Here is a 12,766-nt window from a genome sequence, read left to right as displayed (position 1 = left end):
GATAGATTGACGTGCGTTCACACCGTCTTCACAGATTGCACCCACTTGAAGGTTCCCACGGTCTGCACGGCTCCTGGAAGGAATCGCCAACTTTCATGACCATCGGTGAAAACTGCGAGATCCATCCGACCGTCGTGATAGGCGACGGCGTCACCGTCGGGGACCGGGTGAGCATCGGACCGTATGCCGTCCTCACCGGCCCTCTCGACATCGGCGACGACTGCTGGATCGGCGCCCACGCGACTCTCGGGGCGCCGCCGGAGTGGATCGGGAAGACGCATCCCCGCACGTGGACGGAGGTCAGCCCGCACCAGGGTGTCGTGATCGGCGCGGGCACCGTGATCCGGGAGATGAGCGCCGTCCAGCAGGGCGCCGAGCGGCCGACGACCATCGGGCGCGGCGGATTCGTCATGAACCACACGTCCGTCGAGCACGACGTCCGGATCGGCGAAGACTGCGTCCTCTCGCCGTCCAGCACCCTCGGCGGTCACGTGACCCTCGGCGACGGCGTCAATCTCGGCATGAGCGCGGTGGTGCATCAGCGGCGGGTGATCGGTGCGCGCGCGATGGTGGGAATGGGATCGGTCGTCGCCAAGGACATTCCGCCGTTCGCCACGGTGTTCGGCAATCCCGCGGCCCTGCGCGGCACCAACCGGGTGGGCATGAGCCGCGCCGGGATCGCCGACCGGGACATCGCGGCCGTGGCGGCGCTGTACGCCTCGGGGCGGCTCGACGCCGACGCGGAACTCCCGCAGTCGCTCGCCGGCGCCTTCGCCTGGTGGCGGGAGCTTGCGGTGAAACCGCTCGATTCCTGATCCGGCGCCCTCCGATTGCTATCGTCGGAAACGAACGCTGCACCGTCGCAGCGCACTGCCGGTGAGGGGGTGGTTCTCGTGGACGCCGATCCCGAGATCGTCCCGGAACGCGGCGGTCGCGCCGTCCTGATGACCGCGCTGCGGATCCTCGTCACCCTCGCGATCGTCGTCGCCGTCGTGTTCGCCGTGAAATCGCAGTGGGCCGAAGTCAGGGACACGATCACCCAGCTGGACTGGTGGGCGCTCGCCGTTTCCGCGGTGTTCGTCTTCCTCGGCATGGGCGCGGCGGTGCGCGCGTGGCAGCACGCGCTCGGCGCCCTCGCACACCCGATCCCCGCCTTCGACGCCGCCCGCTGCTACCTGGTCGGTCAGCTCGGTAAGTACCTGCCGGGCAGCGTGTGGGCGTTCGTCCTCCAGACCGAGCTGGTGCGCCGGGCCGGGGTGTCGCGGGCCAACGGATTCGTCGCCGTCCTCGTCACCGTCGGGCTGAGCATCACGTCGGCGCTGGTCGTCGGGCTGCTGGCGCTGCCCGCCCTGTTCCACATCAGCACCGTCGCGGCGGTCGCGGTGATCGTTCTCGTCCCGATCGCCCTCATCTGCTGCTATCCTCCGGTCCTCACCCGGCTGGTGAACCTGGCCCTGCGGATCCTGCGGCGCGCCCCGCTGCAGCGGCAGCTGACCATGCACAAGATCGCGCGGGCCCTCGGCTGGTGCGCCGTCAGCTGGGTCCTCTACGGCGTGCACCTCTGGTTCCTCGCGTCGAGTTCGGTGGGATTCGCGGCGGGCACCCTCATACAGTGCATCGGCGCGATCGCCCTCGGCATGTGCGCCGGCGTGCTGGTAGTGGTCGCGCCGTCCGGCATCGGGGTCCGCGAGGCCGTCGTCGTCGCGGCGCTGTCTCCGTTCATGGACAGCGGGGTCGCGCTCGGGCTGGCCCTCGCGTCACGCCTGGTGTTCACGCTGTGCGAGGTGCTCGCCGGGTTCGTCGCCGCGATCGCCGGTTCCCGTTCGCTGCGCAACGCCCTCGTCCACGAGGATTCCCGGGTGCCGCAGCCGTCCTGAGGAGACCGCGATGACGGACGCCTGGGAGATCGATCCCGCGTACGAGCTCTACATCGGCCGCTGGAGCAGGCTGGTCGCGTCGCAGTTCCTGCGGTGGCTGGCCGCGGGCCCGGGCGAGATGTGGTGCGACGTGGGTTGCGGGACCGGCGCCCTCGCCCACACCGTTCTCCGCACGGCGGATCCGGCCCGGGTGGTCGGCGTCGAACCGTCGCAGCCCTTCGCGGCGGCGGCTCGGGCCGGCACGGACGATCCCCGGTTCGAGGTCCGGTCGGGCACCGCCGAATCCATCCCCGCCGACAACGGCGTGTTCGACCGGGTGGTGTCCGGGCTCGTTCTCAATTTCGTTTGCCGCCCGATCGAGGGGCTCGCCGAGATGCACCGGGTCACGCGTGCCGGCGGGACGGTCGCCGGGTACGTGTGGGACTACGCCGAGGGAATGCAGATGATTCGCGCGTTCTGGGACGCCGCACGCGAACTCGACGAGGCGGCCGCGAACCTCGACGAGGGCGTCCGCTTCCCGCTCTGCCGGCCGCAGCCGCTCCGCGATGCGCTGTCCGCCGCGGGGCTGGCCGGGGTGGAGGTGCACCCACTCGACGTTCCCACCGTGTTCGCCGACTTCGACGACTTCTGGCGGCCGTTTCTGGGCGGGCAAGGGCCCGCGCCCGGATACTGCACGTCCCTGCCCGCCGTGCGGCGAGACGCGCTTCGCGACCTGCTCGATACCCGCTCGAGGCGCGACGACGCAGGCCGCATCGCACTGACCGCGAGAGCGTGGGCGTTCCGCGGAACCGTCAGCCGATGACGGATTCCGTGGCCGCGTACGCCTTCTCCGCGGATTCCTTCTGCGCCCGCCACCACGACTCGTTGTCGCGATACCACCGCACGGTGGCCTCGAGGCCGCTGCGGAAATCCTTGTACTGCGGCGTCCAGCCCAGTTCGGTGCGCAGCCGCGTCGAATCGATCGCGTAACGCAGGTCGTGGCCCGGGCGGTCGGTGACGAAGTCGAGGTCGTCGGCGTCGCGGCCGAACAGCTCGAGCAGCGTTCCGACGACGGTCCGGTTGTCGACCTCGCCGTCCGCACCGATCAGATACGTCTGACCGAGACTCCCCTTCTCCAGGATCGTCCAGACGGCCGCGTTGTGGTCGTCGACGTGGATCCAGTCGCGCACGTTCTTCCCGCTGCCGTACAGGCGGGGGCGCACCCCGTCGATCAGGTTGGTGATCTGGCGCGGAATGAACTTCTCGACGTGCTGGTACGGGCCGTAGTTGTTGGAACAGTTCGACAGGGTGGCCCGCACCCCGAACGACCTCGCCCAGGCCCGCACCAACAGGTCGCTGGACGCCTTGGTGGCCGAGTACGGGCTCGACGGGTTGTACGGAGTCGACTCGGTGAAGCGCTCGGGGTCGTCCAGTTCGAGGTCGCCGTACACCTCGTCGGTGGAGATGTGGTGATACCGGACGTCGTGGGCGCGGACGGCCTGCAACAGCGAGAACGTGCCGATCACGTTCGTCTGCACGAACGGCGTCGGATCGGCCAGCGAATTGTCGTTGTGCGATTCGGCGGCGAAGTGGACCACCGCGTCCGAGTCCCCGACCAGACGGTCTACCAGCGCGAAATCCGCCACATCGCCGTGCACGAACTCGATGCGATCGGACACCGGGTCGAGCGACCGCCGGTTGCCTGCGTACGTCAGCGCGTCGAGCACCGTCACCTGCACGTCCGGGCGCTCGGCGACCGTCTGGTGCACGAAATTCGCACCGATGAACCCGGCGCCGCCTGTCACGAGAAGCCTCATGTGCACCCACCCTAGTGGCGTACCCGAGTTTCTATCCGACGCGAACACTGGAACACTGCGCACATGCGCGGAATCATCCTGGCAGGGGGCACCGGGTCCCGATTGCACCCGATCACTCTCGGAGTGAGCAAGCAACTTGTCCCGGTTTACGACAAGCCGATGATCTACTACCCGCTCTCCACCCTGATGCTGGCCAACATCCGGGACATCCTCGTCATCACCACCCCGCACGACGCCGAGCAGTTCCGCCGGCTCCTCGGTGACGGCTCCCAGTTCGGGGTGAACCTCACGTACAAGGTGCAGGAGGAACCGAACGGCCTGGCGCAGGCGTTCGTGCTCGGCGCCGATCACATCGGCAACGAGTCCGTGTCCCTCGTCCTCGGCGACAACATCTTCTACGGCCCCGGTCTCGGTTCCCGGCTGAACCGCTTCGAGAACATCGACGGCGGCGCCGTGTTCGCCTACTGGGTGTCCGATCCCAGTTCCTACGGTGTGGTCGAATTCGACGACACGGGCCGGGCGATGTCGATCGAGGAGAAGCCCGCCACCCCGAAGTCGAACTTCTCGATCCCCGGGCTGTATTTCTACGACAACGACGTCGTGTCGATCGCGCGCGACCTGAGGCCGTCGGACCGCGGCGAGTACGAGATCACCGACGTCAACCAGGCGTACCTGCAGGCCGGACGGCTACAGGTCGAGGTGCTTCCCCGCGGAACCGCGTGGCTCGACACCGGCACCGTCGATTCGCTGCTCGAGGCGGCGAACTTCGTGCGCACGCTCGAACACCGGCAGGGCCTGAAGATCGGCGTCCCGGAAGAGGTCGCGTGGCGCCACGGGTTCATCACCGACGCCGAATTGTGCGCCCGCGCCGAAACTCTCGGCAAGTCGGGATACGGTGACTATCTCCTCGAACTTCTCGAACGCGGCAAGGACTGGTGACGTGGAGTATCGGGAACTGAAGGTTCCGGGCGCCTGGGAGATCACCCCGCGGCAGTTCGGCGACGACCGCGGCGTGTTCCTCGAATGGTTCAAGGGCTCGGAGTTCGAGGCCGCCGTCGGGCACAGCCTCGAACTCGCGCAGGCCAACTGCTCGGTGTCCGCCGCCGGGGTCCTGCGCGGCATCCATTTCACCGACAACCCGCCCGGACAGGCGAAATACGTCACCTGCGTCAAGGGTGCGTTCCTCGACGTCATCGTCGATCTGCGGGTCGGGTCGCCGATGTTCGGGCAGTGGGATTCGGTGCTCATCGATGACGCCGACCGCCGCGCGGTCTACCTTCCGGCCGGTGTCGGCCACGCGATCCTGTCCCTCGAGGACGCGTCGACCGTGATGTACCTGTGCTCGATCGAGTACACCCCGGCCCTCGACCACGACCTCCATCCACTCGATCCCGAACTGGGAATCGACTGGCCGACGGTGGGCCGGGACGGCAGCCCGCTGACGTTCCAGCTGTCCGAGAAGGATTCGGCCGCACCGTCTCTGCAGCAGGCCCTGGACGCCGGAGTGCTGCCCACCTTCCCCACGTGAGTGTTTTTGCGTGCCCGAGCACTCGATGGCACTGACGTGGGGTGGCAGGATGCGGACATGACAACTGACACCGGCGAGCGGTTGGAGGTCCGGCGTGCTGTCGCCGCGGACCCGGCGACGATCTTCGGCCTTCTCTGCGATCCCGCGGGACACGTGGCGATCGACAGTTCCGGGATGCTGATGTCCGCGGAAGGGGACCGCGTCACGGCGGCGGGCGACACGTTCGTCGTGCACATGGACCGCGACGCGTTGAACGACTTCGACCTCGGTCTCTACGACGTGACGGTGACGATCGAGACGTTCGTGCCCGACCGGGAGATCTCCTGGAAGGTTCTCGGGCAGATCCGGCCGCAGATCGGGCACGTGTACGGGTACCGGCTCGAGCCGATCGACGAGGGAACGATGGTGACGTCGTTCTACGACTGGTCGTCCATCGACCCGGTCTGGCGCGAGTCCGGGATCTTTCCGGTGATTTCTGAGAACGCCCTGCGCGCGACCCTGGGCATCCTCGCGCGCACGGTCGCCCCCGGACGTCCGCGACCCCAAATCGATCCACAGAATTGAAACGTGTTCTAGTATCGAGTGCGTGAACTTCGTCGTCGTCGACCACCCCCGGCCGGGCATCGCCCTGGTAACGCTCAACCGTCCGGAACGCATGAATGCGATGGCGTTCGACGTGATGATCCCGTTCCGCGACGCGCTGGAGGAGATCAGCAACGACAACGCGGTGCGCGCGGTGGTGATCACCGGCGCGGGCCGCGGCTTCTGCTCCGGCGCCGACCAGAGGTCGGCGGGCACGCTCCCCCACGTCGACGGCCTCACCCCGCCGACCGTCGCCCTGCGGGCCATGGAGATGCTCGACAACGTGGTGCTCTCGCTCCGCCGGATGCACCAGCCGGTGATCAGCGGGGTCAACGGCGCCGCCATCGGGGGCGGCCTGTGCCTGGCGCTCGCCTCCGACATCCGGATCGCGGCGGACGACGCCTACTTCCGGGCGGCGGGCATCAACAACGGCCTGACCGCGAGCGAGCTGGGCCTGAGCTACCTGCTGCCGCGGGCGATCGGTTCGTCCCGGGCGTTCGAGATCATGCTGTCCGGTCGCGACGTGCACGCCGACGAGGCCGAGCGGATCGGACTCGTGTCGCGGTGCGTGCCCGGCGAGGACCTCCTGGACGAATGCTTCGACCTCGCCGAGCGCATGTCGCGGTTCTCCCGGCCGGGCCTGGAACTGACGAAGCGCACACTGTGGTCCGGGCTCGACGCCGCCTCACTCGAAGCCCACATCCACCAGGAGGGACTCGGGCAGCTGCTGGTGCGGCTGCTGACCGACAACTTCGAGGAGGCCACCGCCGCGCGGAAGGACAAACGCGAACCCCGGTTCCGGGACCGGCGTTAGGGCAGAGACAGGCGTCAGGCCCGGGACAGCGCAGCGGCCGACGGCGCGAACTCGCGCAGGGTGATCGAATCCGACACGACCGCACGCAGTTCGGCGAGTCCCCCGGACAGCACACCGGCCGCCCGAGCCTGCACCAGGACGTTGCCGAGGGCGGAACCCTCGACGGGTCCGGCGACGACGGGCAGCCCGGTGGCGTCCGCCGTCAGCTGGCACAGCAGGGCGTTCTGGGATCCGCCGCCGACGATGTGCACCACGTCGATCGGCGTGCCGGTGAGCTCGACGAGCGACTGCACCGACCGCCGGTACGCGTCCGCGAGACTGTCGAGCACACATCGGATCACCTCGGCCGGATTTTCCGGCACGCGCTGACCCGTCCGCGCGCATTCGGCGGCGATGCGGGCGGGCATGTCTCCCGGCGGCAGGAACACCGGCAGGTCCGGGTCGACGACGGAGCCGAGGTCGGTGAGCGCTGCGGCGTCCTCCAGCAGTTCCTGCAGTGACATTGCGAGCCCGTCCGCCTGCCACTGCCGCATCGACTCCTGCACCAGCCACATGCCCATCACGTTCCGCAGCAACCGGGTGGTGCCGTCGACGCCGGCCTCGTTGGTGAACCCCGCCGCCCGCACGTCCTCGGTGCGCACCGGGCCGGGCAGTTCCCTTCCCACCAGCGACCACGTCCCCGACGCGATGTACGCGAACCGCGTGCTCGCCGCGGGTACCGCGACGACGGCCGACGCCGTGTCGTGGCTGCCGACCGCCACCACCATCGGGGGACGGTCCGTCGCGCCGATGTCTTCGGCGACATCGGGCCGGACGGGTCCGATCGCCGAACCGGGCTCCGCCAACGGCGGTAGCACGCGGTCGTCGAGACCGAGCCGGGTAACCAGCGCACGATCCCAGTCGCGGCTCACCGGATCGAGCAGACCGGTAGTGGACGCATTGGTCACCTCGCCGACGCGCACCCCGCTGAGCCAGTACGCCAGAAGGTCGGGGATCATCAGCAACTGCTCCGCCACGTCGAGCCGCTGCGCGCCGCTCTCGAGCTCGGCCAGCAGCTGGTACAGCGTGTTGAACGGCAGTTGCGCGATACCGTTGCGCTCGAACAACTCCCGATCCGGTATCGACAATCGCACCCCGGCCGCGACGCCCCACGTCCGCTGATCGCGGTAGTGGTACGGCATCCCGAGGAGCGAGCCGTCGCCGCCGAGGAGCCCGTAATCCACCGCCCACGTGTCGATACCGATCGACACGAGAACATCACCGCGGGCCTCGGCCTCCGTCGCCGCGGCCCGCAGTCCGTCCAGCACACCCCGGTACAGGCCGGCCAGATCCCAGTGCAGCGATCCGTCCAGCCGCACCGGGCGGTTCGGGAAGCGCGCGACCTCGTCGAGGGTGATCACGCCGTCGGCGACGCGGCCCAGCATCACCCGCCCGCTGGACGCGCCCAGGTCGATCGCGGCGAACGCATCCATCAGCGCAGGAACGCCGCAGCGACACCGGCATCCACGGGGATGTGCAGTCCGGTCGTGTGCGTGAGGTCGCCGCCGGTGAGCGCGAACACCGCGTTGGCGACGTGCTCGGGCAGCACCTCCCGCTTGAGCAGGGTGCGCTGCGCGTAGTACTCGCCCAGCTTCTCCTCCTCGACGCCGTACACGGCGGCCCGCTCGGCGCCCCAGCCGCCGGCGAAGATGCCCGAACCCCGCACCACACCGTCCGGGTTGATGCCGTTGACGCGGATGCCGTACTCGCCCAGCTCCGCCGCGAGCAGACGCACCTGGTGGGCCTGGTCGGCCTTCGTCGCCGAGTACGCGATGTTGTTGGGCCCGGCGAACACCGAGTTCTTCGACGAGATGTAGACGATGTCGCCGCCCATCGCCTGGGCGGTCATCACCCGCGCCGCCTCCCGCGACACCAGGAACGAGCCCTTCGCCATCACGTCGTGCTGCAGGTCCCAATCCTTCTCGGTGGTCTCGAGCAGCGGCTTGGAGATCGACAGTCCGGCATTGTTGACGACGAGGTCGACGCCGCCGAACGCCAGCACCGTGGCCTCGAACGCCGCGGCGACCTGATCGGCGCTGGTCACGTCCGCTGCGACGCCGACGGCGACGTCGCTGCCGCCGATCTCGGCGGCGGCCTCGGCCGCCTTCGCCTGGCCCAGGTCGGCGATGACGACGCACGCACCCTCCGCGGCGAGGCGCTGCGCGATCGCCTTGCCGATCCCCGACGCCGAACCGGTGACCAGGGCGATGCGGGTGGCGAGCGGTGCCGGCTTCGGCATGCGCGCCAGCTTCGCCTCCTCGAGGGCCCAGTACTCGATGCGGAACTTCTCCCGCTCGTCGATCGGCTGGTAGGTGGAGATGGCCTCGGCACCGCGCATCACGTTGATCGCATTGACGTAGAACTCGCCCGCCACCCGCGCGGTCTGCTTGTTCGCGCCGAACGAGAACATCCCGACACCGGGGACCAGAACGATGGCGGGGTCGGCGCCGCGCATCGCCGGGCTGCCCGGCTCCGCGTACTCGGCGTAGTACCGGGCGTAGTCCTCGCGGTAGGCGGTGTGCAGCTCACGCAGTCGCGCGGTGACGTCCTCGAGCGACGCGGTCGGCGGCAGGTCGAGGACCATCGGCCGGACCTTGGTGCGGAGAAAGTGATCCGGGCACGACGTGCCCAGCGCGGCGAGACGCGGATGCTCCTGCGCCGCCAGGAAGTTCAGCACCTCGTCGCTGTCGGTGAAGTGCCCCACCTGCGGGCGATCGGTGGACGCCAGTCCACGCAGCAGCGGGAACAGTGCGGCGGCGCGGCGGCGGCGCTCCTCGGCGGGCAGAGCAGCGTAGCCCGCGATCGCGGGACCGAACGGCTCCTCGCGGCCGTTGTCGGCGATGAACTGCTCGGCGGTGCGGATGATCTCGAGCGAACGCTGCTCGCATTCCTCGCTCGTCGACCCCCACGCGGTGATGCCGTGACCGCCCAGGATGCAGCCGATCGCCTGCGGGTTCGCCTCCGCGATGGCCGAGATGTCGAGGCCCAACTGGAAACCGGGGCGGCGCCACGGCACCCACACCACCCGGTCGCCGAAGCACTTGCGGGTCAGCTCCTCACCGTCCGCGGCAGTCGCGAACGCGATGCCGGAATCGGGATGCAGATGGTCGACGTGCGGCGCGTTCACCAGACCGTGCATCGCGGTGTCGATCGACGGCGCGGCGCCGCCCTTGCCGTGCAGGCAGTAGTCGAAGGCGGCGACCATGTCGTCCTCGGCGTCGAGGCCCGGGTAGACGTCGGTCAGGGCGCGGACCCGGTCGAGGCGCAGCGCGGCGAGACCGGCGGGCTTCAGCGTGCCGAGGTCACCCCCGGAACCCTTCACCCAGACGAGTTCCACCTCGGCGCCGGTCACGGGGTCGACGTCGGTTCCCTTGGCGGAGGTGTTGCCGCCGGCGTAGTTGGTGTTCCGAGCGTCGGCGCCCAGTCTGTTGGACCGTGCGATCAGTTCGGCGATCGTGCTCGTGGCGTTCACTTCGTGTTTCTCCCTCGAGATTCTTGACTTCAGACCCGGATGAATTCGATGCCGAGCAACTCTGCTGCGGCCTTGATCGCGCCGGCGCGGTGCCCGACGCACAACGCCCAGTGGTGACCGGTCCCGGTGGCACTCCACTCGTCCGTCCACTCCCCCGGATCCCGGCCGAAGTCGACCCGGGACGTGGTGTTGCCGATCGCCAGCAACGGGCCGGGAACCACTTCGCCCTCGGACGCGATGAAGGTGTACGAACCGTCGCGGTTCTGTCCGACCGCGAAGGTCGTGACGGGCCCGTGGGTCACGTCGAACTCGACGCTGACGCCGTACCCCCGCTTGCCGTGATAGACACCGAGACCGCGGAGCAGCGGTTCGGCGGACGAGATCTGCAGATGCGCAGGTCCGTCGTGACCCATTTCGACGACCCCGTCGCGGAAGTTCAGTGCCTGCAGTTCCGTGAACGATCCACCGGCGCCCATCCGGTCCGAGACCAGCATCGCGACCGCGGTGCGAATGTCGTACTCCCCGGCCAGCGGAATACCGCGGGCGGTGAGCAGGGACGCTCCGAGAATCATTCCGGCGCCGAGCTGTTCGTGCAGTTCACCGCCGAGCCCGCGGTGGTAGTACGCCATGGCGTCGAGCGCGAAGTCTGCGACGAGGCGGTCGAGACCGACGGAGACCCTGGCTCCCCAGGCGAGATCGTCCGCGTTCACCGAACTGTCGAGCGCGAAAATCTCTTTCGCGAGCGCGACGCGGTCTGCCGTCTCACGATCGGTGACCGCATCGACCCGCACCCGGAGGTCGTCGAATTCGAGCACCTCCACATGCGCGCCGAACTGCGACGACAACAGAGTCATGTCGGTCGAGATGTCGAGCATCCCCGGGTACAGGTGACCCATGAGTCCGAGCCTGCCGTGCCGCAGGGCGGCCCGTGCCGAGGCGGCACTCACCCAGGCGTCGATACGCCGCCAGGCGTTCTCGTCGTGCAGATACCCCGACACCGACCGGAAGTCGATGCCACTGCGCCGGAACACGTTCGCGACCTCCGGCAGCGGGCACTGTCCGCAGTAGGCCAGCCACGTCCCCGTGTCGGTGTTCGCGTGATCCATCGCCTCGGTCGGCTGCAGATCGATCAGCAGCACCGGAACGTTGGTCCGCTGCGCGATCGGCAGCACCATCGACGACGTCAGGTAGGTGGTCAGGAAGATCACCACCAGGTCGCAGTCGGCCTGCCGCAGCGTCTCGGCCGCGACGGCGGCCTCCTGCGGGTCCGAGACGAACCCGGCATCGACGACCTGACAGTCCTGCTCCTCGAATCGGCCCGTCACGTAACGGGCGGACTCCTGCAGGACCCCCAGGAGTCCGGGGAACTGCGGCCAGTAGGCGCCGAGCCCACCTGACACCAGCCCCAGCCGGGTCTTCCGGGGACGCACGCGGTCGAGGCGGGCGGGCACGGCGTCCGCCGTCGTCGCGGTCATCACGCGCCCCAGCTCGCCTGGTTTCCGCCGACCCGCTCGCGCTCGATCCGCTCCAGGTATCCGGAGCGCGCGAATGCGCCGATCGGGTCGGCTTCCCTGCCCTGCGATTCGCGCAGTTCCGCCAGCAGCGGCCGGACGTCGGTGTTGTACCCGTCCATCAATACCGCGTGGGCGCCGAGCACGTCACCCGACTGCTGGGCCGCCTCGAGTGCGTCGCCGTCGACGAGCAGTGCCTTGGCCGTGGCTTCCTGGACGTTCATGATCGACCGGATCTGGCCGGGAATCTTCGGCTCGATGTTGTGGCACTGGTCGAGCATGAAGTTCACCCCGGAATCCGGGAGGTGCGCTCCCGCCCGGACGATCTCGTGCATGATCCGGAACAGCTGGAACGGGTCCGCGGATCCGACGATCAGGTCGTCGTCGGCGTAGAAGCGGGAGTTGAAATCGAAGGCGCCGAGCCGTCCCTGCCGGATCAGCTGGGCGACGATGAATTCGATGTTCGTGCCCGGCGCGTGATGACCGGTGTCCAGGACCACCTGCGCCTTCTCGCCCAGCGCCAGGCAGTGCAGCAGCGACGTTCCCCAGTCGGGAATGTCGGTGGTGTAGAAGTACGGCTCGAAGAACTTGTACTCGATCAGCAGGCGGTGATCGTCGTCGAGTTCGGCGTAGATCTTCTGCAGCGAATCGGCGAGCCGATCCTGCCGGGCGCGGATCGAATCCTGGCCGGCGTAGTTGGTGCCGTCGGGCAGCCACAGCTTCAGATCCTTCGAGCCCGTCGCCCGCATGACGTCGATGCACTCGACGTGGTGGGCGACGGCCTTCGCGCGGATCTTCGGGTCGGCGTTGGTCAGCGACCCCAGCTTGTAGTCGTCGTCCTGGAAGACGTTGGAGTTGATCGCCCCCAGCGACACCCCCTGATCGGCGGCGAACGCGGCGAGCTTGCCGAAGTCGTCGACACGGTCCCACGGGATGTGCAGCGACACCCGCGGCGCCGCCCCGGTCACCCGGTGCACCTGTGCGGCGTCCTCGATCTTCTCGTACGGATCGCGCGGGACGCCGGCGGTGGCGAACACCTTGAATCGGGTGCCGGAATTCCCGTATGCCCAACTGGGCACTTCGATTCCGAAGTCGGCGAGGGCGGAGATGTCGCCGGCCGCGCGCCGAGTGTCAGTTGCCGTCATGG

The 12,766-nt window shown here is 68.8% G+C and carries 12 protein-coding genes; 7 read left to right on the top strand and 5 right to left on the bottom strand.

Annotated features, from left to right (window positions below):
• The first annotated feature begins 95 nt into the window (after nucleotides 1–95).
• From PSR88_RS20860 to PSR88_RS20850, 3 genes are all read left to right on the top strand, one after another.
• Nucleotides 96–815, top strand: a complete 720-nt coding sequence (locus tag PSR88_RS20860; RefSeq protein WP_016884443.1) for a DapH/DapD/GlmU-related protein — start codon at nucleotides 96–98, stop codon at nucleotides 813–815.
• 69 nt (nucleotides 816–884) lie between these two features.
• Nucleotides 885–1,877 (top strand): YbhN family protein, encoded by a 993-nt coding sequence (locus PSR88_RS20855; protein WP_011596593.1) that lies wholly within the window; start codon nucleotides 885–887, stop codon nucleotides 1,875–1,877.
• A gap of 10 nt (nucleotides 1,878–1,887) precedes the next feature.
• Nucleotides 1,888–2,679 (top strand): class I SAM-dependent methyltransferase, encoded by a 792-nt coding sequence (locus PSR88_RS20850; protein ID WP_011596592.1) that lies wholly within the window; start codon nucleotides 1,888–1,890, stop codon nucleotides 2,677–2,679.
• Here the strand turns inward: PSR88_RS20850 and rfbB are convergent.
• Complete coding sequence (gene rfbB, locus PSR88_RS20845; protein ID WP_011596591.1) at nucleotides 2,669–3,673, bottom strand: dTDP-glucose 4,6-dehydratase; 1,005 nt, start codon at nucleotides 3,671–3,673, stop codon at nucleotides 2,669–2,671. The genes PSR88_RS20850 and rfbB overlap by 11 nt on opposite strands.
• 63 nt (nucleotides 3,674–3,736) lie before the next feature.
• Here rfbB and rfbA point away from each other — a divergent pair, with 63 nt between their 5' ends.
• The 4 genes from rfbA to PSR88_RS20825 are packed head-to-tail and all read left to right on the top strand — an operon-like array spanning nucleotide 3,737 to nucleotide 6,597.
• The gene (rfbA, locus tag PSR88_RS20840) at nucleotides 3,737–4,612 is read left to right on the top strand and encodes a glucose-1-phosphate thymidylyltransferase RfbA (protein ID WP_009477169.1); all 876 of its coding nucleotides are present in this window, start codon (nucleotides 3,737–3,739) and stop codon (nucleotides 4,610–4,612) included.
• 1 nt (nucleotide 4,613) lies between these two features.
• Nucleotides 4,614–5,201, top strand: a complete 588-nt coding sequence (locus tag PSR88_RS20835) for a dTDP-4-dehydrorhamnose 3,5-epimerase family protein (protein WP_016884442.1) — start codon at nucleotides 4,614–4,616, stop codon at nucleotides 5,199–5,201.
• 57 nt (nucleotides 5,202–5,258) lie between these two features.
• The gene (locus tag PSR88_RS20830) at nucleotides 5,259–5,765 is read left to right on the top strand and encodes a polyketide cyclase (protein WP_011596589.1); all 507 of its coding nucleotides are present in this window, start codon (nucleotides 5,259–5,261) and stop codon (nucleotides 5,763–5,765) included.
• Between the two features lie 22 nt (nucleotides 5,766–5,787).
• Nucleotides 5,788–6,597, top strand: a complete 810-nt coding sequence (locus PSR88_RS20825) for an enoyl-CoA hydratase (protein ID WP_016884441.1) — start codon at nucleotides 5,788–5,790, stop codon at nucleotides 6,595–6,597.
• 14 nt (nucleotides 6,598–6,611) lie between these two features.
• On the opposite strand, the gene PSR88_RS20820 is transcribed toward PSR88_RS20825, so the two are convergent.
• Genes PSR88_RS20820 through rhaI form a run of 4 tightly spaced genes read right to left on the bottom strand, consistent with a single transcriptional unit; the run spans nucleotide 6,612 to nucleotide 12,764 of the window.
• Nucleotides 6,612–8,069, bottom strand: coding sequence for a rhamnulokinase (locus tag PSR88_RS20820; RefSeq protein WP_016884440.1), 1,458 nt, complete (start codon nucleotides 8,067–8,069; stop codon nucleotides 6,612–6,614).
• On the bottom strand, nucleotides 8,069–10,108 hold the full coding sequence (locus tag PSR88_RS20815; RefSeq protein ID WP_016884439.1) for a bifunctional rhamnulose-1-phosphate aldolase/short-chain dehydrogenase: 2,040 nt from the start codon (nucleotides 10,106–10,108) through the stop codon (nucleotides 8,069–8,071). Before PSR88_RS20815 ends, PSR88_RS20820 begins: the two co-directional genes overlap by 1 nt.
• Nucleotides 10,109–10,137: 29 nt before the next feature.
• Entirely contained in the window at nucleotides 10,138–11,583 is a 1,446-nt protein-coding gene (locus PSR88_RS20810) for an L-fucose/L-arabinose isomerase family protein (RefSeq protein ID WP_016884438.1), read from the bottom strand.
• The gene (rhaI, locus tag PSR88_RS20805; RefSeq protein WP_009477162.1) at nucleotides 11,583–12,764 is read right to left on the bottom strand and encodes an L-rhamnose isomerase; all 1,182 of its coding nucleotides are present in this window, start codon (nucleotides 12,762–12,764) and stop codon (nucleotides 11,583–11,585) included. Before rhaI ends, PSR88_RS20810 begins: the two co-directional genes overlap by 1 nt.
• Nucleotides 12,765–12,766 lie beyond the last annotated feature (2 nt).

It is taken from the genome of Rhodococcus sp. DK176 (assembly GCF_038447315.2).
Lineage (GTDB): Bacteria > Actinomycetota > Actinomycetes > Mycobacteriales > Mycobacteriaceae > Rhodococcus_F > Rhodococcus_F jostii_A.
Note: the sequence above shows the minus strand (reverse complement) of the source record. Positions and strands in the feature narration are given on the sequence as shown.